The sequence below is a fragment of the Ruegeria sp. BHSC276 genome (assembly GCF_059612945.1).
The window spans coordinates 319221-342609 of record NZ_JBXWRP010000006.1 but is presented as its reverse complement, the minus strand read 5'-3'; the positions used below and the strand labels follow the sequence as shown (position 1 = coordinate 342609).

Genomic DNA, 23389 nt, shown 5'->3' with positions numbered 1-23389 from the left:
CCTGTTCAATTCGGAGCGCACGCTTTCCTCCAGACCAAACTTCAAATCGAACCGGGCCGCCGCACTTGCCGAGTGGCGGGGTCTCTGCGCCGATTAAGGGACAGCCATTCTGTCCATGTGGAGACCGGTTAGCATTCGTCTGGCAGCACCCTCGGGTTTGAACTCATCCGAAGCGAAGGGCTGACCTCGTACTGGTTCAACATGGAGACTGGTGCTTGCGCTCGGATCACGACATCTGAGGGAAGATACTCGGACGTAACGATGCTGCCGTCAGGTGACTGCTGACACGTATTCACCAATCCCAAATCTGCAAAAGGAGATCCAACTTGCATTTCGACCTGGCACATGCGGCGGTCACCATCGTCGCTCTAATCATCCCGTATTCCCCAAGTAACGCGCTGATTTCGCTGTCCTGATGGTGATATTTCGCATATAAAACATGGTGTTGTCGGCTTTGAGGGGCACGTTTCATGGATCACCCAGAGGGTGCGAGCCCGCAGCGGGCAGATCGGGTGGATTTCGACACTCGCGTGCGGCTGGAATTTCGAGGTGCGCAGCTCAGTTCCGACGGTGGCCTCCTAGTGATGCGGGAGATGGATGACGCGCTCGGGTTGTCCGATCTGGCGGCAGCGGCGCTGCGCGAAACGCGACGCGGCAAAAACACAGTCCATCGTCTCGACGGGTTGTTCCGGCAATCGGTGTTCGGGCGGTTGGCCGGATACGAGGATGTGAATGACGCCGACCGCTTGGCCATTGACCCGGTCATGCGTCAGGTCGTGGGTGGCCGGGCGGTCGATGCGCAAGCGGCCTCGGCCTCACAGATGGGGCGGTTCGAGACCGAGACGCTGGCCTTGCCCGAGAACCGGGCGGCGCTGGCCGACCTGAACGGGCAATGGATCGACCGGTTTCATGGCCGCAATGGTCTGAAGTACATCGTGCTGGACATGGACAGTTCGGTCAGTCCCACCCATGGCGATCAGGAGGGCGCAGCCTGGAACGGGCATTTCGACTGCACCTGCTATCACCCCAACTTCCTGTTCAACCAGTTCGGCATGCTGGAGCGTTGCGCCCTGCGCCATGGCAATGTCCACAGCGCCGATGGCTGGCGGGAGGTTCTCGACCCCGTCATCGCCCGCTACGCGGAGCGCGACCTTGGCGGCCGGTTCTTCCGGGCTGATGCCGCTTACGCGATCCCGGCGATCTATGAGCGGCTGGAAGAAGCCCGGTTCTTCTACGCCATCCGGCTGCCTGCGAACAACGTCCTGCGCGAGAAGATCGCGCATCGGCTGAAACAGCCCGTGGGGCGGCCTTCCCTGAACAAGGTCAAACGGTTCTTCGAGGACTTCGACTATCAGGCGGCGTCCTGGGACAAGGAACGCCGGGTGATCGCTAAGATCGAATGGCATCCGGGCGAGTTGTTCCCGCGTGTCGGCTTCATCGTCACCAGCATGCCGATGGCGTCAGACTGGGTGGTGCGGTTCTACAACCAGCGCGGCACGGCCGAGCAGCATATCAAGGAAGGCAAATACGCCTTTCGCTGGACGCGGCTGTCATACCGGAAGTTTCGCGACAACGAGGTGCGACTGCAACTGCACGCTCTGGCCTACAACCTGGCCACCTTCTTGCGCTGCACCGAGCTGCCCGAGGCGATGGCGGACTGGTCGTTGACCAGCCTGCAACTGAAGCTGATCAAGATCGGGGCGCGTGTCGTCCGCCATGCCCGCGCCATCACCTTCCAACTGGCTGAGGTGGCCGTCACCGGCCCGATGGTCCGCGCCATCCTCGCCGCCATCCGCCGATTGCGAGCACCTCCGTCATGTGCATGACCGCGATCCACGTCCAAACTGAACGAAAGCGGCAGGACAGGTCTGGCCGCTGCGCCGAAAAACACAACCGCCGAGCCAGATCACGGCGCATTCGCGGTCTGATCCGCCCTGTTCCAGCAGCCTGCGCGACCGCAGGCGCCGTTCAGGGCGAAAAACGCTTGTCCAGCGGTCGGATCCACGCGATCCTTACGTCAGACGGCACGCCACTTGGGGAATGTCGGATAGAACCATTTGTCCGAGCGCACGAATGGTTGGGACACATGTAGCAAACGGAGAATCCTATGAACGGAATTGTTAGGGCAACTGTGGTGTTGATTTTTTGTGGAGCAAGTCTTGCCGCTTGCACAAATAATCAAGGCGTGAACGCGGCCTCCGGAGCACTTGTTGGCGCGGCGGTGGGGAACCAAATCGGGTCCGGCAGTGGGAGAACAGCTGCAACTCTGGTAGGAGCCGCTGCTGGTGCGCAAATTGGTGCTAACGCTTGCGGCGGACAGAACCAACCCCCATGCACTTGAGGCGCCATTGGGCCGTCTTTTACCTCTGAAAACAGACAGCACGATCCTATTGAGCGGCAACCAGGGTCATGGCAGTCAAGTGTCTTGATCCTTCGGGAAATTCGGGATCATAACAAACCTGGCGTTGAGATCGGCCGGCGTGATAAACGAAGAAAACAAACACCAATTGAACTGGAAAGTTTTTCTGGCCTACTTCGTGGTCGTCTTTATCATCAATTTGGTGTGGCCGATTTAAAGCTTCAGGGCGGGAAGCCAACCGCCGACCTGACTTGGCTTCCCTGAACGCGCCTCTCGGTGGGACTGACGGCAGGAAAAGCGTGGGCATCGCTGGCTGAAAACAGAAAGGAATACGCATGCGGTTTTTGACGTCCCTCATATTCATTGGTGTTCTGGCAACCGCGGCGAATTCTGACGTCACCAGTCGAAACGGTGGCCCAAGCAACAGCCAGATGCTCTCTAAGGGCAGCGACGGAGGCGTCGATGGCGTAGCTTTCTTTCGCCCAGTCCTAGGCGGAGTTATGTATCGCTCTGGCTTCAAGGGCGGCGACAAGGGTCGAACGGGCTTGAGCGACGCTCAGCGCGAAACACTGTGCGATGACGGGTTTTCGGCCGGGTTTTATGCGGATTTCGGCAAGAACACCGAATTCGGCCGAACCAGTTGTGGAAACGGATCCTTTGACTATCAGAGCGCCAGATCGTCCCGCCCCGGCACCGTCATGGCCGCCATACACGAGGTGATTGAGGACCCTGCAAAGGGTCCTGTCCTTGTGCACTGCATGTGGGGCGTTCATTCCTCAGGCGCATTGTCGGCAATGGCGCTTGTTCAGTTTTGCGGTTGGACGGAAGAAAGGGCCAAGGAATATTGGAATGATGCCAGAAACGGGGCCCCATGTTCGGGCGGGTGTGACCAGTGGATTGACGCAAAGTTCGCCAATTTCAGTGTCGACCCCAAATTGAAGATTTCCGCCGAACAGCAGGCCGCGATTTGCCCCAAATGAGATCTGGAGGACTATTCAGATGAAGCTCAACCTTGTAGGGGCACTTGCTGTCATCGCGCCCACCGTCTTGTGGGCGAACGACGATGTTCTAGGTGAAGTCGCGACATTTGATAGCCCCAATGGCGTTACAGAACGCTGCATTCGGATCGAAAAAATTCCTACGGGCGAGTATAAGAAAAGCGATCTTCAGGAAGAAACGGCCTATTGCGAGATCGATTTCTATGCCTCCGAAATCGCTATTTGTCCAAAAACCTGGAGTACCAGCCCAGGAATGGCCGTCTACGATATTTCGGAAGGACCCTACGTGGGGAATCGCTCTGAATTCGAGAGAAACGCTTGCAAAGAGGGCAAGTCGGCAAAAGCATTAGCCAAGGACAGAGTGGCCAAATTCAAAACCACCATGAACCAAAAGGGCACGAGTGGAACGTTTTCCACCTCGTCTCTGCTTTACTATCATTTCTCCAGGTATTTCGATGCAACGGTGAAAGTGCCGGTGGCGGTCTGGCGCAGCATGGACGCTCAGGCGCATCTCTCCGAGGTCGCAGAGCCCGGTCTTGCGATTTCAGGTGGCTCTCATGGCGGGCGCATGAACCATGAAGGCTGGCGGGTCTTCGCAGCTGCGGATTCCGACCCCAACTCATACCAACCGACCGATGATCTGTTCACCTCGGATCGAACGCAAATATACGGTGTACTAGTTGATAGTCCTGGGCATCGATACGGCTCGGAAATCAACGGCACCCGCAAATCTGGTTGGGGGAAAGGTCAAAACCGCGATTTTCAGGAAACTCCTGCCTTCTTGGCATTGCGTTCTTCAAAACCATTGTCAGAGGCAATTGCAGATGGCGTGAAAGAAGGCCGAAAAGACCGGCAGATCAACAAGGATCTCGGTCCCGATGTCAGTGACCAACAGATGGCATTTTGGATGCAAGAACTTACCGAGATTGTTCTGCTCGACTTCATCTTCAGCCAGCAGGACCGTGTTGGAAACATTGATTTCACGCCCTACTGGTACTGGGTCGAAGACGGAGAACTGAGGCATAAGAAAGCCAAGCACCATCAACCAAACGATGGAGATGTTCCGGCCAACGCAATATTGATCCGCCGCAGCAATCTAAACGACAACGATGCTGGTGGGCGGGTTGAGTATGCCAACTTCGCAAAATCTACTCAAATGCTCGAGAAGATCCGGCACTTCTCTCCAAGCACCTACCGTCGCTTGGTTGCGTTGAACAGTGACCTTCAAACGCAAGGTGCTATTTATGACTGGTTGTCGCAGAGTCTTGGGTTGTCAGATAGGCAGATTGCCCAAGTTGTGAAAAACACCGCGTTGGCAACGTCCATCCTACAGAACAATTGTTCTAGTGGTGATTTGATGTTCGACTTGAACCCTGTCGCATTCTTTTTGCGAAACGACACCGAGGTGGCGGCATTAGACTGTAATGACCCGTAAGCGTTCTGCCCCTATTGCGGCGTTCATTTGGACCGCTATGTTCGCCTGTAAAGCGGCGGCGTTGGATGTAATCGTCATATCGGATCTAAACGGAAGCTATGGCTCGGTAAAATACGATCCCCGCGTCTACAAAGCGATTGAGCGGATAATTGAGATTGATCCCGATCTGGTGATTTCGACGGGCGACATGGTCGCGGGACAGCGCATTCCCAACTTGTCAGACAAACAGGTCAGGGAGATGTGGAAGGCGTTTCACGAGGCCGTATCAGATCCGATAGCGGGTGCCGGAATTCCATTTGCTGTCACGCCCGGAAACCACGACGCATCTGCCTATCGCGCGTTTGAGCGTGAAAGAAGAATTTATGCGAAGGAATGGACACCAAGAAAGCCAGATGTCGATTTCCTGGTTTCAGATGACTATCCTTTCTTCTACGCGTTTGAGATGCAGGGCGTAACGTTTGCATCTTTGGATGCTACGACCTTAGGGCCGCTATCCGGTGATCAGCAGGACCGACTTGTGGAACTGGGTGCAAATGGAAATCCGGTTGTCACTTTCAGTCACCTCCCACTTTGGCCCTTCGCGATCCAGCGAGAACGCGAAATCATTGGTGACCCAACACTTGAAAAAGTCTATCTGGAAAGCGGTGTCGTTCTGCATCTGTCAGGCCACCATCATGCCTTCTTCCCAGGCTGGAAAGACGGTGTGGCCTATGTTTCCCAAGCTTGTTTGGGGGGTGGCACGCGGCGGCTTATCGGCGATAGCGCCAGATCACCTCACAGCTTCACTCATGTTACGTTCCAGCCGAACGGAGAGTTTGGGATAGCGGTATATCGAGGGCCTGATTTCGAAAGGTCGGTAAACTTCAAGTCGCTCCCGAAAGAGATCAGATCCCCAAATGCGGTTTTGAAGCGCTTAGACCTTGTGAAATGACTAGAGGTTGAGTTTCAACTCAACTTTTTCAGGGACCAGATCGTTTACCATCTCTTCGATCCGGGCTTCTGAAAGTCCGCCCGAGGTAATGAAAAGCAAAGAAACGCGAGATTTGCCGGGAACGTGGTGTTTTCTGAGCAGCTTCCAACCAGCGTCTGCTGCCATGGCTTCGATAGCTCCGCTGACTTTCAGTGAATGCTCTTCGTCTGAAGCCTTGAGCGAAATTTCAACACCCTTGTTTCGCCCACCGAGCCAAATGAAACACCAACATACAACCGCCACCAGTGTGGCCATCAAGGGCAAGCCCAACCCTACTGCGAGCCCAAGCACGGTCACTATAATCATTTCCACCGTGTCGACCGGGTCATCCATATTTGATCGGAACCTCAACAGGGCTCCGATTCCAAATATGACAAAACCGATCATTGATCCGTGCTGTACGACCAGAAACCCAACCGCCATACCGACAAGCGCGTACAGGAAGAACAGTCGCGGCATGACGATGTCGCTGACACTTCTGCGGGCTCTCCGCCTCACAGGGTGATAGACGATCAGTCCAGTCAATATGACCGTTACGATGACGTCGAGAGTAAAAAAATACAGTTCCTGTTTGCCCCGAAACTGTATCCAACGTCGTTCGATAACAATTTCCGATCCCGAAGCCCCGGCCAGCATCGTCGCAGGGTCGACTTGTGACACCGCAGTACCCGGCAACAGCAGCATCAACAACACGGTCACAAATGTGAGGGTCGTATTCAACTTGTTTTCCTTCCTGCATGCGCCAAAGGCTTACACTTCACCAAAGGCACGTCATGCCCCATTCAATTCAATCGCAACAGGCGGGATCAGGTAAAGAGATTACAGTGCATTCTTCGGACATCGCATCCGGACTGTGATACGAACGCTGACACAGGGATGTGGTCCAAGCGCGAGAGAATTCAATGACAGAAAACAGAGTGTTTTCGTCAAAAGCTCAAATTTCATGGTGTTTCTGCAAACTTAGACGACTCGCTTTTGCGGCCAGCTTGGTTGCGGCAGCCTTCATGCCTTGGACCGATTTTGCCTGCGCCGAAAGTGCTGGTTTGGTTCTGGTCGATAAATTCAAGGTGGCAGACAAATCAGAGGGATTTTCAGAGCCTTCTGGTTTGGCAATGTCTAACGCCGAAGGCTTCTTGTGGTCTGTAAGTGATGCCGAACCTAAACTGCACCTACTCGGAGTCGACGGGGTATTAGCAAACTCTTTCAAATTGCCAGCATTGGCAGGATCAGATTTGGAGGGTGTTGCATCTCGAAAAGATGGGTCTGTTTTGGTGCTTCAAGAAACTGACCGATCAATCCTAGTCGTTCACCCAACTGACCCCATTCAACTGACTAAAATACCTCTCGCATCTCTTAAAGGTTTCCCGACCGCCGCTGAATTACTCGTCGGCAACCCTTTGAACAAGGGACCCGAAGGCATCGCCGTTGACCCGGATTCCGGGCGGGTCTTCGTTGGCATTGAGGGAGAACCAAGGTTGTTGATGGTGTTATCGCCAGAGCTAGACGAAATTATTGAGATCATTCCTTTAGCCCGCGATGCAGGTTTTATCTCCGAGCGTGTAGATGATGATGAACTGGATTTGAGTGGCTTGGCATGGTCCCGGTACTCACGTTCTCTCTGGATTGTGAGTGACAAAGGCCGTCAGATCTTCGTCTACAATCCAGAATCCAAGTCAGTAAAGTCTATCAGTTTGACGTTCACAGTAGATGGAAAACAAAAAGAAGTTAAACATCCCGAAGGGATCGCTCTCGATGAGACGAGAGGGCTTCTCTATATTCTGACAGACGATGCCAAGAAATCGCGGCTTTATGTTTTTGAGCAGCCGGAGTTGTGAGGACTGTCCTACTAGCTCTCTACTTTAGATGCTAAAATAGCGGGGTTGTGTAATTGAGCGCCGTCGTATGTGCGGCGTATTAAGTAAATCTGCGCTCTGTTCGCTGTGTTTCTCAAAAACATCACCCATCAATATATTCGAATAGCGTCAGGTTCACACATGCGAACCACGTAATACCATTGGACTTCAACATGTCAATCACCTTAAGGTTGTCAAAAATGCGCGTACTCAGCTCGGTTGTTTCTGCGATCATTTGCACTCTTGTGGCAACTGCATCAGTTCCAAAAAGTAGCATTGCCCAAACCTGGGACGTCGCATCCCGGCACTCTGTCAGCGGCGTAACGGTGTATGATTCAGATGAGTTGTTAACTTTTGCCGGTCAGTTGGCCTTTGATCGGTCAGGCCGCATCACAGCGGTGGAGGTCGCATCAACGATCACGCAGATCTACCGAGAAGACGGCTATTTTTTGGCTGAGGCCTGGCCTGGCCCCGATGGGCAGAGCATTGTTGTTGATGAAGGGCGTATTCAAACCATCGAAATTGAAGGCGTAGATACTCGCACGTTCCAAAGCTTAGAAAAGATCTTTCGCCCCCTCACTACCGCATATCCAATAACTCTCAAACGATTTGAGCGGGCGGTTATGCTAGCCGAGGACATACCCGATTTGGACGTATCGACCGAACTTGATTACCCGGATCAGGCTGGTGCTCGGCTGAGAGTCTTGGGAGAACCTCTGCGCAAACAAGCTGGTAGTGCGACACTAGACAATCCTCCGCGTGAGCTTGGAGAAGCGCTCAGTTTCTATGTCGTACAAGAATTTTATTCGACGCTGACCGTTGGGGATTTGCTGCGATTTGAGGGTTCAGGCAATTACAATTGGAACAAAGACGATGAACACTCATTATGGGGCGCTCTTACCTATCGCACGCCTCTTAACAGTAATGGTTTGTACGGTGAGATCTTCTACGGCAATGTAAACGCCAAGCGTGATATCTCTGGCGATTTTGCAAGAACTGATGTCGACGGGGAAAACTTCACCGTCGCATTGGGTTACCCCGTTATCCGCGATGTAGCCCGATATGGATACCTGCTGCTGGACTACCGTCTTTCAGAAGCGGATTCAGTCAGCGGAGGCGTTCCACTATCGAGTGACGCCAGTGTCGTTGGCCTCACTTACCTTTACGGCCAGAATTATCCAAAGGGGCAAGCGCTTGAAGCAGGGTTAACTCTGTCATTTGGTGACAATGACAACGACACGACCGACGCAAGCTTTGATGACGGGGACTCTTCGTTCTGGCATTTGAGGGGCGGCATTGGATACGAAAGCCCCCTACCGGGCTTATCGCCCAACACAGCTTGGCGGACAGAGATCTGGGGTCAGTATACATCAGACCGGCTACCCTCTGTCGAAGAGTACTTCCTTGGTGATCGTTATGCGTTGCGTGGATACCGCTTTGACGAAGTGGATGGTGACTCAGGGATTTCAGCAATCTTCGAAGTATCTCACTCCTATTTCCCAAGCTCGCAGAGCGTAAATCGTCTGACGCCCTTCGCTTTTCTCGACGTTGGCTACATCTCGAATAATGATCCCGCCAGTTTCGAAGTGGGAAGTGCTACACTGGCATCGACCGGGTTGGGGCTGGACATCGAGTTTAAGCGAAACTTATTCCTATCCGGATACGTTGGCGTCCCTTTGAGAGACGGTCCTCTGACCGACTCGGGCGACCCAGGCGCGTATCTTGCTCTGACAACAAGTTGGTGAGGATGTTATGAAACTGAACAGAATTGCGTTACTTACGACAGCTTGTTTGATTGCAGAACTGGCCGCTACACAGGTCGTTGCCGGCGGAAATCACTACGGGTGGTGCCGTGGCGTAGGGAATCCTCACCAGTCAAGCCAAGGCTGCGGGCAGGCCGGTGGGCAAGTAACAGGTAATCAAATTACCGGCCCAACTCAGCCGGTAGCAAATCAGTTGCCGCCTAAGGGAACGCAGCAAACGCCCACGTCCGTTACTGTTCCAGTCCTTGCGCCGGGCGCGATTCCGAACGCAATTCCCGGTCAGGTTCCTATCGCGACACCAATAGCGGTTCCCGGTCAGGTTCCCACGCCGGTAGTAGCGCCGACCCTAGCTCCGCCTTTGACTCCAAATGCGACTCCAAACCGGGTTCCGACAGCCGTTCCAAATCAGGTTCCGCCATTGGCTACCGGGCCTACCGCGGTGCCGCCGCAAGTTCCGACTGCAACTCCCAATCAAGTTCCGATAGCTATCCCTGGCCAGGTTCCGCCTCAACCTACCGGCCCAACAGCGGTGCCGCCAGTTGTGCCCACCGCGACACCAAACCAAATACCAGTCGCAGTTCCTGGTCAGGTCCCGCCTCAGCCCACCGGTCAAACTGCTGTGCCACCGCTCGTCCCGACTGCAGCACCAAACCAAATTCCGGTCGCAGTGCCCGGCCGTGTTCCGCAACCCAGCGGTACTACGGCTGCACCAACGCTTGTGCCAACAGGAACCCCCAATCAGGTTCCCACGGCGGTTCCTGGCCAGGTTCCACAGTTGACACCAAAACCTACGGCAACTCACGTGGCCGTCCCAGGACATCCGAAACCACAAGGCGTCGTGACGATCATGCGTCCAAAGCCGAGGCCGACAACCGGTACTGTCCAACAACCTGGCACAACACAAGTGTCCCATCATTTAACCCACCAAATCAATGCGAAGAAACACGATCACGTCGCAGCAACACCCGGACGGCATGACCCGCACGACCTGCCGAGGTTCCGCAACGCGGCAGACAAGGAAGACTGGGAATGCGTTGCCAGCGGATTTGGACAGCGTCGGTATGATGCCGGGCGCGGCGTGTTGCTGAACAGCGGGGCACTACGACACCTTGGAAATGTGGATGCGATGGCTCGTGATGTACCAGCACGGCACCCGAAGCATTCCGGATGCATTATCTCGGTCAAACGAAAGCAGCGCTGAAGCTCGCTGGGTAGGTTTTGCTCGGACAATGAGATTAATCGACCAGTAGTTCGTCAATTGTCATCTGGTTAACTGGATTTCGTATTGCCCTTATCCTCTGGCGTTTACGTCGGCTGAAGTATCCCGATAATGCTCCGTACCTAAATTTACTTCAACTGGGCCAATAATCTAAAGTGCCGCACTTCCTCGCAGAGCCTCCGACCATCTGGGCCGGTCGGACCAGGCGGTGGTGGTGTCAGAAGGAATTTGGTTGAGGCGGGCAGGGCGGTTTCGTAGCCTCTGGCCATGCCCAAGTGTGATCCATTCCAATACTTTCATAGCAGCCCGGAAATTATCCGCTTTGCGGTCATGATGTACGTTCGTTTCCCTTTGTCGCTGCGGAATGTCGAAGATCTGCTGCACGAGCGCGGTATTGATGTAAGTCACGAGACGATCCGTTTCTGGTGGAACAGATTTGGTCCGATGTTCGCGTCAGAAATCCGGCGTCGGCGGGCGGAAAGACTGCGATCCGAGCGGCAAGTGCAGTGGCATGTCGACGAGGTTTTCGTGAAGATCAACGGCGAACGTCACTACATGTGGCGCGCTGTTGATCACGAAGGCGAAGTTCTGGAAGCCGTGGTCACGAAACGTAGAAACAAGCGAGCCGCTCTGAAATTCCTCAGAAAATTGATGCGGCGCTACGATCGGCCGGAAGTTCTGGTGACGGACCGCCTCCCTTCGTACGGTGCGGCGTTGCGGGAGGTTGGAGCGGCCGATCTGCAGCATACAGGCCGTTGGTTGAACAATCGGGTTGAGAATTCGCACCTGCCATTCCGACGAAGAGAACGGGCCATGCAGCGCTTCCGGCGCATGCGAAGTTTGCAGAAGTTCGCCGCCGTTCATTCCTCCGTTTACAACCATTTCAACCAGGAGCGCCACCTCTACACCCGCGAAAACTTCAAGCTGATCCGCAACGCCGCTCTCGCCGAGTGGCGTCAGCTCTGTTCCGCCTAAGTTCCCGTGGTTATTGGGAAACTGAGACTGGTTAGAATCTGTCTGACAGCACCTCCGTGAATACGTTGACAGGCCGCAGCAGCGTGCATGTTTTCTACATTATTCTAAAGGACGAATCCGGGCGCCAGAAGCACTGGTGAGAGAAAAGCTGCTTTCGTCGCCACCTCTATTTTCGTCCATTTAAACGGCAGCCACTGCCAGAAATTGAACCTGGCGTGGCTGCCCCCACTACGTCAAGTTATCACCTGAACAACTTCCAGCAGTGTTCATAGCCTTGCCTGAAAAAAGGCTCGAACCTGCGGTCATACATGTCAGAGTGCCGCTCGTATGCCATGCTCATGCTCATATGTGCGTCACCGGTACCCTCGTGGCATCCGTCGTCGTAATATGCCCGTTCGTTGGAGCCCGGCGTGGGAGCGTTTTCATGCGAGGGTCGCGAGGGCTTTTTTCGCGCATCGGCAGCAGCATTCCGATATCCTACATCGTAACCCTCGCGATAACAGTTTCCGCGCTCATTCCATTTTCTGGCAACCTTCCGACCATGGTGCATCGGGTCATATTCACGCAAATGAGAACCATCGCCCCGACCATCGCGAACGCCCTTTTCATAGGCATGCTGAAAGTCGGTTCCGCAGTTTGCGGCCAGAGCGTCTGCCGCTTGCATGACCCAAAAAGCTGTGCAGGAAACCAAAAAAACAGTGAGAGACTTCATTGCTCTTCCTCCTCATGCGACTGGTTAAAAAAAACCAGGACTGGAAAAACATTATACGCATTCGGGTTTTTGTCTATGTGCAAGGCAAGCTTTGAGGATACGATCCGCGTCGACCGGGGCAGCGAGTTCATCTCTCGCGACATGGACCTCTGGGCCTACCAGCGGTATCACGCTCGGCTTCTTGCTGCCGGGCAACCGCGCCCGCCATCGCTGTTGCTCAAGCCCAGATACTGAAACAGGTTAATGGGAGAACGACAGCTTCGTCCGCACACCAGTCATCTGAAAAAAAGCCTCAGATGACTGAGACGAGCCCAAGGCAGACGTGAATAAGCTTCAAAAGAGGTCCCGGGTAAACAGCATCCGGTTTCCCTAGGAGGTGATGCCGACGTCCGCTTTGGACGCAGGCATCAATCTGGAAGTTTCCAAGAAATTCGGTTTTGTCGATCAATTTGCGGCCGTTTCGTGATATGATTGCCGCGGAGACCGGTGTGGGGAGGTTCGCGATGAAATCATTTCTTTCAATGACAACGGCACTTGGGGTCCTGGGCGCCGCTGCATTCGCATTCGAGCCGACGCCCGACGGTTCGAGCCTCAGCAAGGCTTTTCCCGGTAAGTCCTATTCCCCCTACGCCCAACGTGGGATACCCGACCGGCCTCTCTGGGGGGATACGCACTTGCATACGTCCACTTCGTTTGATGCAGGTGCTTTCGGCAACCGTTTGGACGCGCGGGCTGCCTATCGCTTTGCCAAGGGTCAAGAAGTGCAGGCAACAACCGGCTTCATGGCGCGGCTTTCACGGCCGCTCGATTGGTTGGTGGTTGCTGACCATTCCGACAACATGGGTCTCTTCGACATGATCTATGCACAAGACCAATCCATCATGTCGGATCCCGAGGGTAGCCGCATCGCAACCATGGTGGCGAATGGCGGCGACGAAGGGGTGGCAGCCGCTCTGGAACTCATCGACGCATATTCGCGTGGTGAGGTGATTTCTCCGGTGCTTGCGGTCCAGGCAGGATCAAAACCCTTCCGCTCTGTCTGGCAGCGCCAGATTGAGGCCGCAGAAGAAGCTTACGAACCCGGTCTTTTCACTAGCTTCATCGGCTATGAATGGACCTCGTTGATCCAGGGTGGAAACATGCATCGCGTCGTCGTATACCGCGACGGAGGCGAAAAGGCTGGCATGATGGATCCGTTCACCACCGAGGCACCCCTTGGTTCCATCAATCCGCGCGACTTGTGGAAATGGATGGCGAACTATGAAGATGTCACGCGCGGAGACGTGCTTGCCATCGCACATAACGGCAACTTGTCAAACGGCATTATGTTTCCTGAAGCCGCGCAGTATGATGGCCGGCAACTGGATGCAGAGTATGCGCAGACCCGTGCAATGTGGGAACCCGTCTACGAAGTCACGCAGATCAAAGGGGATGGCGAGGCACATCCCTTCCTCAGCCCGAACGACGAGTTCGCCGATTACGAAACCTGGGACAAGGGCAACCTGAACTTATCGGAATTGAAGACCGACGACATGCTTGCCGGTGAATACGCGCGTGAGGCGTTGAAAACCGGGTTGCTTCTGGAAACGTCGCTCGGCACCAACCCCTACAAGTTCGGGATGGTTGGATCGACTGACAGCCACACATCACTCGCCACTGCTCAGGAGGATAATTTCTTTGGTAAGCATTCCGGGGCCGAGCCCAATCCTGAACGCCCCGGGCATATAGTCGCCCAGTTCGGAGACGTGGCAATTTTGGGCTGGGAAATGGTCGCATCCGGCCTCGCCGCCGTATGGGCGAGTGAGAACACGCGCGAAGCGATCTTCGATGCGATGGAGCGCAAGGAGGTCTATGCAACGACGGGATCGCGCATCGTGGTACGTTTCTTCGGCGGCTGGAACTACACGATGGATGACCTGACCTCGCGGACCCCTGCAACGGCAGGCTATACCAAGGGCACTCCGATGGGCGGGGATCTTCCGCCGCCATCCGAAGGTTCGGAAGCGCCAACCTTCATGGTCTACGCGCTGAAGGATCCGATCGGCGGAAATTTGGATCGCATTCAGATCGTCAAGGGCTGGCTCGATGCCGACGGCGAGACACACGAACAGGTGTATGACGTGGCCTGGGCCGGTGATCGGGAGCCGGACGCAAACGGCAAATTGCCCTCCATCGGTTCCACCGTCGACGTGGAGCGTGCCACCTGGACGAACTCGATCGGGCAGGGTGAGATGGGAACGGTATGGACCGATCCTGACTTTGATCCCTCTCAATCGGCCTTCTATTACGCCCGGGTTATCGAAATCCCGACCCCGCGCTGGACGGTGTACGATGCTTTCCGAATGGGCGCGTCGCTGCCTGACGATGCACCGACGGAGACGCAAGAACGTGCCTACACGTCACCTATCTGGTACACGCCTGGCTGAGCCTAATTTCTCGGTTAAGTGGTTCTCCGGAAGTACTGGCACGGTGCCTATTAATATCACCAGTCGTCCCCTGAAGAAGGGTGAGCCCAAGGCGTTGGTGTCGGTCGGTTACCCGGTTCTAAGATTGCGCAACATGCGGTTCAGAAAGCAGACATTTACTTCCTTCGGAAAAACGAATGCTTGCGCTTCCGTGCTGTCGACTGCCGGTCGGCAGGTTTGTCCGCATAGCGGAACTCGGGGTGTTTTTCAAAAATGACCGCTTTCGACAGAAACAGACATTCAAGCCGACGAAATCGGGGCGACGTTGTGCGATGTCTGCTTTCACCGAGACCGGACGTCCAGCAAACTAGGGTCTATGTCCGAGTTGCGGACGAAGCGGGCATTGACGAGGCGCGCCCAAAAAGATCCCTCTTACTGTTCGCAAATATCAGGTGCCGGGCTTCAGCTTGTCCGAAATCCAGCGAAACTCGGGCGGCAGAACTGGCAGCTTGGTTGTCATCATCGGTTCCGGGGAGAGCTTGCGGGCGGCCGTCAAGCAAGCTTTGGCCATTTTTCCCATCTGCATTTCATTGAGGGCCATTGCGCGGAGTTTCAGGTGACCTGCTTCGTTCGGGCGCAGGTCAGAAGCCGCGGCAGCATCTTGGGCGGCTCCTTCGAAGTCTCCCGCGCAGAACCTTGCTACACCTCTCATGAACAGCCGGTAAGGCTGAAGCGGGTTCTGAGCGCCTCGTTCGATCAACCGGGAAAAGGCGGCATCGGCACCCTCGAAATCGGACTCTCGAAGGAGGATCTGCCCTCTGAGCTCGTAGTTCTCGAGATACGCCGGATTGATTTCTGCACTTCGCTTCAGATCAGCTCGGGCGCCTGGGACGTCGTCATCAACGGCAAGCCGGAAATACGCTCGGGTCCAGAACACGTAGTCACTCTGCGGCGACTGGATGACCGCCGTATTAAGGTCCTCGGCATAGATTTGCCGTAGGTCTGCTGGCAGGTCTTGGTAGCGTGCTCCATGCAGCATGATCTGGGCTTCTACCCGCATGCAAAGCGATACCGCATCATACGGATTCAGTGAAATCGCACGTTCCATGAGAGCGAGACCATACGTCCAGCTCTCCATCGTCACTTTGTAGTATTCGTTGGCCGCCCGTGCCCTGAGTTCCGAGACACTCAAATCCTCGAGTGGGATTTCGACCAGGCGATCCCCGTCGAATGCATTGGTTTGCAGACGCAGATCACCCTCCGCCAGTTCGAGCACTTCGTCACAGAAGGCAAAGATATCCTCTGTCGGCGCCTCGTATGTTTGCGACCAGACAGGCCGGGCATCTGCCCGTGAGGTCAAGGTCACAGTCAACCGGCCCCTTCCCCCGGCTATGCGCAACCGTCCGCGCAAGTCATAAGTCACCTTTTCCACGTTCTTGTCGGAAGCGTCGAATATCAACACGCCCTTGCGACGCGAGACACGAACGATCAACTGGTCGCGCAAGTCGCCGGCCACAGCACCAGTTTCTGGATCGATCGGAGCGAATTCGAAGGCCTGCACTGCGATTGAAGGAACATCGTCCAGCTTCCGTTTTAGACCGGGAGCCGGGCGCCACTGATACAGCCTGACCGGTTGCGAAATGTTCTTCAGGTTGAACGTGCCTGCGTCGCTAAGAAGCTTGGCGCGGTCGCTGGACAATTGCCGAAACAGATCTTCCGACACCATCACACCTCCCGGCGGTGCTTCAGTCTGGATACGCTGCGTAATATTCACACCGGCACCGTAGAAATCATCTTCATCTTCAACGATCTCACCCAGGTGACACCCGATCCTCAGCTTCAGTTTCCGGTGATCGTAAAGGTTCGTCTGCACCTGAATTGCGCTGTCTAGAGCCGCACTGATGGACGAAAAGGCGATGATCCAGCCATCGCCCATACGTTTGAGAATCTCGCCGCCGAAATCAGAAAGGACGGGCTCTAGCTGCTTGTTCTTCAGCTCACGAACCGCCTCGATCGCAGCGTCTTGATCGGCGCTCATCATTCGCGAGTATCCGACCATATCGACAAACATCAATGTCGTGATCCGTGAACGCATCCAGTTCCTCCGCCGTCCAGCCTAGCAAGAACGATCGGATCGGCAAACTGACAACATGTGGGGACGACTTCTTCGGATAGCTGACCTTGGTTTGATCATCGTCTACTTCCGCTATACGGACAAAGCAGAAATCGCTCCATCACTAAAATACTGCAGGTGGCTTAGCCAAAGGTCCCCAAGTCTCAGGGTCTGGTAGACCGACACTTGACCACGCTTCTTGCAAAACTCTGGAGTCTGAAGATCTTGTCCGCGGCAAATCATCCAAAATATCAAACCAAGGCATTTTGCTTTCTATTCCGGAGTGGACCGAGGGAGCAAAGTTTTCTGGTTGGTCGAGGCTCGAAGTATGCAGGACCAGATAGGCCGTTTCTCGTGGCTTCACGAGCTTATAAGTTAGGCTTGCCCCGCATTTGGCACAAAAGCCACGATTTGCTATCGGCGTAGTTGCGAAGTACCGAGGTTCCTCGGTGAGAAATCGAACAGCAGAAGCGGGAAAGGCCGCCCATGCATTAACTGCTGAGCCAGAAAATTTTCTGCAACAACTACAATGGCAATACCCTGTGCTTATGGCAGGCGCGTTTATTTCATATCGGACCAACCCACAGATGCAGCCACCAGTTATTAAGGTTTTGGCCAATTCATCTTCATCAAAATCCAGAAACCCTCCTTCTTTCCCGGGTTCTGAAATGGTCATGTAGACATGTATTGGACTATCAGTTCTCTTGAGTCTTTTGTGACCGCAATCCGCCAGCGGAAGATCTATCTTGCCAGCTATTTGCGCCATCACTTCCCCTGAAACCGCGATTCCGCCTGGTTCCGCTATTGCCTCAAGCCGTGCGGCAGTATTTACGCCCTCGCCGAGTATATCATCGCCGTGCACAACAACATCACCGAGCGAAACTCCGACGCGTAAAATGAGTGGGTCGTCACTATTCGATTGGCGTGCTTCGCGCGCGCACGCTCTTTGAATGTTGATTGCACAATTGACCGCCTCAAAGACACTCGAGAACTCAGCCAAAAAGCCATCGCCAGTAGACTTAAAAACACGACCGCGGTTTGCTTCCACCTGCATGCCGATGATTTCACGTTCTAGTCGAACCAACTTAGCTAATGTTCCGCCTTCATCTCGTGATACCAATCCCGCGAAACCGACTATATCGGTGGCCAGAATGGCCGCTAATTTGCGTTCCATCTCCGTTGCTCCGAGCCAACAATCTCCAATTTGTGCCTGCCTACTGTAGCATAAAATCGGCCGCATCGAGCTACGGTAGCTGAGGTGTTAATTTCCAGTTCTGAAAGACCGTTCAGGGCTCTCTGCCGCCTTGCGGCGATGCAGCAACATGCAACGCAACCTCGAATCCGGAACCGGCCATTCACGGTCTGGGCTAGAAACACCCCGTCTACACAGTGTCGACGCCGGGAGCGAGAGGGACGGATTGAGGAAATCTCATGTCCTAAGTCCAACTCCCCGCTGTCAAACCGAAACGCCGCCCGTCGAACAAAGGGCGGCTTGTGGGCCAGAAACTCCCGCTGCTCCCAAAGCAGGTATGGGCGATTCGTGCCCGCCTCAAACTGGCGGGGAATCTCAGGGACCTCGCCCTGTTCAACCTCGCGATCGACAGCAAGTTGCGTGGCTGCGATCTCGTCCGGTTGAAGGTCGCCGAATTCGTGATTGGGGGCAGTGTCCGCGATCGTGTCTCTGTCATCCAAAGCAAGACACAACGACCAGTCCAGTTCGAGGTCTCTGAAAACACGCGTGAGTCCATCTGGAACTGGGTTTCGTCTCCCGAGATGGTCGGGGGTGTGTTTCTGTTTCCCAGCAGGATCCACGATCGACCGCATGTATCGACCCGGCAGTACGCGCGGCTTGTCCAGGACTGGGTGTCGGCGATCGGCTTGGACCCGAGCGGATACGGCACGCATTCGCTGAGGCGCGCCAAAGCCGCTCAAATCTATCGAAAGACCGGCAACCTTCGTGCGGTCCAGCTCCTGCTCGGACACACCAAAGTAGACAGCACGGTTCAATACCTTGGGGTCGAGCTCGAAGATGCGTTGGCAATCGCCGAGAAGATCGACATGTAAACGATCGGCGAACGGCATAAGATGCCGTTCGCTTTCCTAGACCGGACGGACAGCCAAGGCCCCGCCAACGACTGCTTCGAGCCCAAAACAGACATGGTCAAACCGCCCGAATAAAGACCCGTTACTTTATCTGCCTTTCTTCAATTCGCGAGCCGTCAATCAGATTGGCTGATGGAAAAAGAACCACCGTATCACCCGGCTCCAATCCACTTAGCACTTGAGCTTCGACACCATTGTTTTGGCCGATGTCCACCTTCTTTAGAACTGCGCGGCCGCCAGCATTGGCAAAGACGGCCCAATTCGCTTCCTGTCGAAACAGCGCAGCTGAAGGAACGATGGTGACGTCTTCTTGTTCCCAGACGACTATGCGGACTTCGATACGATATCCGTGTCCCAAAGTCCTTCGAACCTCGCTTGGACCGTCGAATTGTATCGTGGTTTCAACCCGCTGTTCCTCTACTCCCAGTGCTGAGTACTTCGTGTATCCATAGGGGTCAATCCGGCTAACTGAACCACTCAGATCGCCAAGGCCGCCCCAATTGGTGATAATTACACGATCCCCTTCGCTGACCTGCACCGCTTCTGACGACAAGAGTTCTGCCACTACTTCGAGGTCGCCTTCGATGTTTCCGATTTCCAATATCGGCTCACCAGCCGGGAGTGTTGTTTCACTTTTCTGGATAACTTTCAAAATAGTTCCGTCGATGGGTGCGCGCAGCGGAATACTGTAGGAGGGCGCCCCGCTATCCTCAAGCGCTTCGGCTAGACCTGCGTCATCAAATCCAATCAATCGCGCGCGCGCATTGGCCAGTTCTGCCTCTCGCATCGCGATTGCAGCCTGGACTGTATCGAGGTTGGCTTTAGCGATTCTGGCGGCCTGCTCGGACCTTTCCATCGTGACTTTGCTTGCTATGCCTTTAGCAACAAGCTTTTGTGTGCGCTCAAGTTCGCTTTGCGCGAAGTCGTCCGTAGCCAATGCCGCGTTTAAATCCGCGCGGGCAACCCTGAGCGCTGCTTCGGCGGCGCTGACCGCAGCAAGTGCTTGCTCGCGGGTACGTACATCCAGAGCCGATGGATTGGCCGGCGTCATGCGGGCAACGATCGTTTCACCACCGACGACACGGTCACCGGGCAGAACCGAAACACGTTGCAGTTCACCGGCAATAGGGGAAGAAACGACATAGGGTTCCTTAACCCTCGTTTTGCCTTCTTCGTTGATGGTAACAATCATATTGCCGCGTTCTACCGTCGCAGTATCGACCAGTATCGGGCGCGGCCAGAAAGCGGCAAGGAGAGTAACCGCAACCACAATCGCTGAAACAATTGTTAAGATCGACCGAGAGTACCTTTTTCGCGCGCTCACGAATGCTACTCCCTTGATTTGAGTGCCAGAACCAGATCCGACCGATCCACATTGCGTTTAACCAACCACCCTGAAAGCAATGCTGCAATGACCACAACCACAGTAGCTTGCCCAAAACTCCTGAAACTAAAGTAGGGGGGGATTTGGTACAGGTCCGTACTGAAACCTTGAGAGACCGCGATGGTCAAACCATAGCCTGCTAACGCCCCTAACGGCAGCGCCAGCAACGTGACGACGGCCAATTCACCTAGCAAGACGAAGGCTACTTCTGTTCTTGTGAACCCCAAAACTCGCAGCGCTGCCAGATCCCGGACGCGTTCGGCTTGAGCGACACGAGCTGCATTGTATATTACACCAAACGTTATAACCCCGGCAATCAAGGCCATAATGTAGCGCATGGCGCCTGCTCCTTCGTCCATCACTTTCTGAAACGCACCTCTAGTATCAGATTTTAGCGCCACACCCGCCACCATTGGCATGTCCTTGAGCTGTTTGTAAGTCTCCTCCTCAAGATACTTGTCAGTTCGTATGAATGCTCCGGATACTCGATCCGGTTCGCGGAGAACACGGTTCAGTGCGGTTATCTCCATGTATGCCGGCGATCCCATGAGGCTTTCGGAAATGGCGACTACGGGCAGTTGCAACACAGGACGACGACCTTCGCGTACGTCAACGGAAAGCCTGTCACCCGCTCGGATGTCGAGAATTCTAGCGAGGCCTGATGAAAGAATGACCCCATCCTGGCGCATCGGGATCGATCGTTCAGCACGGTCGATTGCGCGGTTCAACCTTGGAAATTCAGTCAATCCGGTAATCGCACCGCGATAGGAAAGACGACCGTGCTTAAAGATTGCGGGCACGATGCGAACAGGCTCAACTTCAATTACTCCTTCGATTGACTGTACGTCGAACAGGCTTTGGCGAGAAATGGGGTTTATAAAACTGACGGACACGTTGCTCCGATCCATGATATCGAAGGTCAGCTCAGCCATTCTGTCGAAACTTGCTAGAATTGAAGCCATTGCTGCTGACAGAGCGATGCCGGCGCTGACGCCTGTTATCGCGCCTATCATTCGCACGGGCTGGCGCGTAAGCCGGCGCAACACCATTCGAGTTGGTTGGTCCAGATACCCGGCTAAGGCTTTTCCGATTTGCCCGCTTCTGCTGTAATCGGCTGGCGCCGCGGCCCGCATCGCCACTGCAGGTGTCAAGACAAATACCCTACGCAACACCACCATCCCCCCGACCGAAGATGTCAGAATACTCGCTAAAAATCCAAGCGTAACGCTCAGAGGTTCCAGTCGAAAAACTAAAAACGGGAATTTGTAATAAACGAGGTAGACATCTATCAGCGCGCGTCCGGCAACTATTCCCAATATTCCACCTACAATGGCTCCACCCCCAGCAATTATCAGGACCATTTTTAGATAGTGGCTTCCAACCTCCCAGTTCGTGTAACCGAATGCTTTCATCAATCCGATTTCTTCCCTTTCAGAAGCCACCAAACGGGAAATGACAATGTAAAGAAGAAACGCAGCGACGGCCAAGAAGATCGGGGGGACTGTAGCAGACGTACGGCGCAAGCCGTCAATTTCTTCTAAAACAAACTTGTTCGAGGCAAGATCACTAAGCGGGAACGCGCCAAGTCCCCCGAACTTGTCCAAGACCCTATCGGTTGCACGAAGGATCGCAGGTGTTTCCGCTCCGCGGCTCAACGAAAAGAGGGCTTCGTTGAAAGCTCCGTTCAGGTCAAATGCCGCCTCCATAGCTGGACGACTGAGCCAAAGAACTGCAAATCGACTATCGTCAGGCACCATTTCTCCCGGCGCTGCGGCAAAAAGAAACTCAGGCGACATTGCAAGTCCGACGACCTCGAAGTTTCGCCGCGCCCCGTTCATGGTTGCAGAGATCTGATCTCCGGGTCTTAAGCCGTGAGCCTGCGCAAAGCTTTGCAAAACAATTATTTCATCAGGCCGCTCGCGAGAGAGGTGTCGACCATCGGTCAAATAGATCAAATTCAATTTGGCTTCGCCGATTTCGGGAAGCGAAATGGCCAGAGCGCGAATGGGCAGTTCTATATTCGGTAAGTCCACCAAAGCCTGCCCGACCACTCGGGTGTCGACCGATGAAACTCCAGGTAAATTCCGTAAGTCTTCGGCAATATGTTCTGGAGCTCCGACAACCGGCGCAAAAACGTCTGCAAGACGATATCTTTCGTAATACGCCGTACGGGTCTCATCCAAGCTGACAACCAATCCGGACTGCATGACTTGCATCAGGACGCCGAGTGCAACAACTAAACCGATCGCCGTAGCCTGACTTTTGATGTGCCACAGATCTCTAGCGAGCTTTTTTGCCATTGCAGACATTCTGCAGCTACCACTCGATATCTTCTGGCGCGACTTTGGAGGTGTTTTGCGTAACTTCGATTACAGCGCCATCACCAAAGCGGATGACCCGGTCAGCCATGGCTGCCTGAGACGTCGCGTGGGTCACAATCAGAACAGTTGCACCCAGCCGCTCATTCACATCTTTCAGGACCTGTAAAACAGTCCTTCCCGTTTTACTGTCTAAGGCACCTGTTGGTTCATCGCAGAACAGCACGTCTGGCTGTTTCGCAACCGCACGTGCAATCGCGACGCGTTGTTGTTCGCCACCAGACAACTGGGCGGGGAAGTGATCAACGCGATCGGTCAATCCGACGAGCGCAAGCGCGTGATCAGGGTCCATTGGGTTTCGTGCGATCTCCGTGACAAGCTCAACATTCTCTCGAGCAGTTAGGCTAGGCATCAGATTATAGAATTGAAAAACAAACCCCACGTGATCTCTGCGATACCGGGTAAGTTCTTTGTCTGACATCAAAGTCAGATCTTGGTCGCGAAAGTGAATGCTGCCGTCGGACGCTCGATCTAGGCCTCCGAGAATGTTCAGCAAGGTCGATTTTCCGCTGCCTGAAGCGCCAAGTAGCACAACGATTTCTCGTTCCGGAATGTCCAGATTTACTCCGCGCAATGCGTGCACGGCCGCAGGCCCTTCGCCGTAGACTCGCTTTAGGTTTCTTATTGTATATGCATTCTTTTCCACGTCTGTAACGTAGCGCATTGTAGGTTTAAGGTACATTTGAAAGCGTTTCCGCTTGACACGGAAGGGAGTGCCGCTT

The 23389-nt window shown here is 54.5% G+C and carries 18 protein-coding genes and 1 pseudogene; 12 read left to right on the top strand and 7 right to left on the bottom strand.

Features of this window, described 5'->3' with window-relative positions:
* From AC2FMD_RS12490 to AC2FMD_RS12460, 7 genes and pseudogenes are all read left to right on the top strand, one after another.
* Positions 1–97: pseudogene (locus AC2FMD_RS12490) on the top strand (IS6 family transposase); the annotation flags it as partial.
* Between the two features lie 373 nt (positions 98–470).
* Positions 471–1826: an IS1380 family transposase gene (locus AC2FMD_RS12485; protein WP_496795070.1), complete on the top strand. Its 1356-nt coding sequence runs from the start codon at positions 471–473 to the stop codon at positions 1824–1826.
* Positions 1827–2107: 281 nt separating this feature from the next.
* Positions 2108–2341 carry a glycine zipper 2TM domain-containing protein gene (locus AC2FMD_RS12480; RefSeq protein WP_496712542.1) on the top strand — a complete coding sequence of 78 codons (234 nt, stop codon included), beginning with the start codon at positions 2108–2110 and terminating at the stop codon, positions 2339–2341.
* An 84-nt stretch (positions 2342–2425) separates the two neighbouring features.
* Complete coding sequence (locus AC2FMD_RS12475; protein ID WP_496712541.1) at positions 2426–2623, top strand: hypothetical protein; 198 nt, start codon at positions 2426–2428, stop codon at positions 2621–2623.
* A 71-nt stretch (positions 2624–2694) separates the two neighbouring features.
* A complete protein-coding gene (locus AC2FMD_RS12470) occupies positions 2695–3339 on the top strand; it encodes a protein-tyrosine phosphatase family protein (RefSeq protein ID WP_496795069.1) in 645 nt (214 codons plus the stop codon).
* A gap of 19 nt (positions 3340–3358) precedes the next feature.
* Positions 3359–4792, top strand: a complete 1434-nt coding sequence (locus AC2FMD_RS12465; protein WP_496795068.1) for a hypothetical protein — start codon at positions 3359–3361, stop codon at positions 4790–4792.
* Positions 4782–5723 carry a metallophosphoesterase family protein gene (locus tag AC2FMD_RS12460; RefSeq protein WP_496795067.1) on the top strand — a complete coding sequence of 314 codons (942 nt, stop codon included), beginning with the start codon at positions 4782–4784 and terminating at the stop codon, positions 5721–5723. The genes AC2FMD_RS12465 and AC2FMD_RS12460 overlap by 11 nt, the downstream gene beginning before the upstream one ends.
* Here the strand turns inward: AC2FMD_RS12460 and AC2FMD_RS12455 are convergent, their stop codons facing one another.
* Positions 5724–6482 carry a hypothetical protein gene (locus AC2FMD_RS12455; RefSeq protein WP_496712536.1) on the bottom strand — a complete coding sequence of 253 codons (759 nt, stop codon included), beginning with the start codon at positions 6480–6482 and terminating at the stop codon, positions 5724–5726.
* A gap of 182 nt (positions 6483–6664) precedes the next feature.
* On the opposite strand from AC2FMD_RS12455, the gene AC2FMD_RS12450 reads away from it, so the two are divergent.
* The 3 genes from AC2FMD_RS12450 to AC2FMD_RS12440 all read left to right on the top strand — a co-directional run bounded on the left by AC2FMD_RS12450 (position 6665) and on the right by AC2FMD_RS12440 (position 11572).
* A complete protein-coding gene (locus AC2FMD_RS12450) occupies positions 6665–7597 on the top strand; it encodes an SdiA-regulated domain-containing protein (RefSeq protein ID WP_496682732.1) in 933 nt (310 codons plus the stop codon).
* A 218-nt stretch (positions 7598–7815) separates the two neighbouring features.
* A complete protein-coding gene (locus AC2FMD_RS12445) occupies positions 7816–9360 on the top strand; it encodes a ShlB/FhaC/HecB family hemolysin secretion/activation protein (protein ID WP_496712535.1) in 1545 nt (514 codons plus the stop codon).
* 1504 nt (positions 9361–10864) lie between these two features.
* Positions 10865–11572 (top strand): IS6 family transposase, encoded by a 708-nt coding sequence (locus AC2FMD_RS12440; RefSeq protein WP_496795066.1) that lies wholly within the window; start codon positions 10865–10867, stop codon positions 11570–11572.
* Positions 11573–11813: 241 nt separating this feature from the next.
* Here AC2FMD_RS12440 and AC2FMD_RS12435 read toward each other — a convergent pair whose 3' ends face one another.
* On the bottom strand, positions 11814–12284 hold the full coding sequence (locus tag AC2FMD_RS12435; protein ID WP_496713380.1) for a hypothetical protein: 471 nt from the start codon (positions 12282–12284) through the stop codon (positions 11814–11816).
* Positions 12285–12787: 503 nt separating this feature from the next.
* On the opposite strand from AC2FMD_RS12435, the gene AC2FMD_RS12430 reads away from it, so the two are divergent.
* Positions 12788–14710, top strand: a complete 1923-nt coding sequence (locus AC2FMD_RS12430) for a DUF3604 domain-containing protein (RefSeq protein ID WP_496795065.1) — start codon at positions 12788–12790, stop codon at positions 14708–14710.
* Between the two features lie 427 nt (positions 14711–15137).
* On the opposite strand, the gene AC2FMD_RS12425 is transcribed toward AC2FMD_RS12430, so the two are convergent.
* Complete coding sequence (locus AC2FMD_RS12425) at positions 15138–16784, bottom strand: adenylate/guanylate cyclase domain-containing protein (protein WP_496795064.1); 1647 nt, start codon at positions 16782–16784, stop codon at positions 15138–15140.
* 142 nt (positions 16785–16926) lie between these two features.
* Entirely contained in the window at positions 16927–17976 is a 1050-nt protein-coding gene (locus AC2FMD_RS12420; protein ID WP_496682628.1) for a GFA family protein, read from the bottom strand.
* A gap of 320 nt (positions 17977–18296) precedes the next feature.
* On the opposite strand from AC2FMD_RS12420, the gene AC2FMD_RS12415 reads away from it, so the two are divergent.
* A complete protein-coding gene (locus tag AC2FMD_RS12415) occupies positions 18297–18866 on the top strand; it encodes a tyrosine-type recombinase/integrase (protein WP_496743224.1) in 570 nt (189 codons plus the stop codon).
* A gap of 121 nt (positions 18867–18987) precedes the next feature.
* Here AC2FMD_RS12415 and AC2FMD_RS12410 read toward each other — a convergent pair whose 3' ends face one another.
* The 3 genes from AC2FMD_RS12410 to AC2FMD_RS12400 are packed head-to-tail and all read right to left on the bottom strand — an operon-like array spanning position 18988 to position 23331.
* On the bottom strand, positions 18988–20229 hold the full coding sequence (locus tag AC2FMD_RS12410) for an efflux RND transporter periplasmic adaptor subunit (protein WP_496795063.1): 1242 nt from the start codon (positions 20227–20229) through the stop codon (positions 18988–18990).
* 5 nt (positions 20230–20234) lie between these two features.
* Positions 20235–22589: an ABC transporter permease gene (locus AC2FMD_RS12405; protein WP_496743227.1), complete on the bottom strand. Its 2355-nt coding sequence runs from the start codon at positions 22587–22589 to the stop codon at positions 20235–20237.
* Positions 22590–22605: 16 nt separating this feature from the next.
* Positions 22606–23331 (bottom strand): ABC transporter ATP-binding protein, encoded by a 726-nt coding sequence (locus tag AC2FMD_RS12400; RefSeq protein WP_496682649.1) that lies wholly within the window; start codon positions 23329–23331, stop codon positions 22606–22608.
* Positions 23332–23389: the final 58 nt, after the last annotated feature.

Excerpts from the sequence above, each read along its gene's own strand:
- AC2FMD_RS12450 (WP_496682732.1), top strand. The coding sequence starts at position 6,665 with ATGACAGAAAACAGAGTGTTTTCGTCAAAAGCTCAAATTTCATGGTGT.
- AC2FMD_RS12445 (WP_496712535.1), top strand. The coding sequence starts at position 7,816 with ATGCGCGTACTCAGCTCGGTTGTTTCTGCGATCATTTGCACTCTTGTG.
- AC2FMD_RS12440 (WP_496795066.1), top strand. The coding sequence starts at position 10,865 with ATGCCCAAGTGTGATCCATTCCAATACTTTCATAGCAGCCCGGAAATT.
- AC2FMD_RS12405 (WP_496743227.1), bottom strand. The coding sequence starts at position 22,589 with ATGGCAAAAAAGCTCGCTAGAGATCTGTGGCACATCAAAAGTCAGGCT.
- AC2FMD_RS12430 (WP_496795065.1), top strand. The coding sequence starts at position 12,788 with ATGAAATCATTTCTTTCAATGACAACGGCACTTGGGGTCCTGGGCGCC.
- AC2FMD_RS12425 (WP_496795064.1), bottom strand. The coding sequence starts at position 16,784 with ATGCGTTCACGGATCACGACATTGATGTTTGTCGATATGGTCGGATAC.
- AC2FMD_RS12435 (WP_496713380.1), bottom strand. The coding sequence starts at position 12,284 with ATGAAGTCTCTCACTGTTTTTTTGGTTTCCTGCACAGCTTTTTGGGTC.
- AC2FMD_RS12460 (WP_496795067.1), top strand. The coding sequence starts at position 4,782 with ATGACCCGTAAGCGTTCTGCCCCTATTGCGGCGTTCATTTGGACCGCT.
- AC2FMD_RS12420 (WP_496682628.1), bottom strand. The coding sequence starts at position 17,976 with ATGGAACGCAAATTAGCGGCCATTCTGGCCACCGATATAGTCGGTTTC.
- AC2FMD_RS12470 (WP_496795069.1), top strand. The coding sequence starts at position 2,695 with ATGCGGTTTTTGACGTCCCTCATATTCATTGGTGTTCTGGCAACCGCG.
- AC2FMD_RS12485 (WP_496795070.1), top strand. The coding sequence starts at position 471 with ATGGATCACCCAGAGGGTGCGAGCCCGCAGCGGGCAGATCGGGTGGAT.
- AC2FMD_RS12400 (WP_496682649.1), bottom strand. The coding sequence starts at position 23,331 with ATGCGCTACGTTACAGACGTGGAAAAGAATGCATATACAATAAGAAAC.
- AC2FMD_RS12465 (WP_496795068.1), top strand. The coding sequence starts at position 3,359 with ATGAAGCTCAACCTTGTAGGGGCACTTGCTGTCATCGCGCCCACCGTC.
- AC2FMD_RS12480 (WP_496712542.1), top strand. The coding sequence starts at position 2,108 with ATGAACGGAATTGTTAGGGCAACTGTGGTGTTGATTTTTTGTGGAGCA.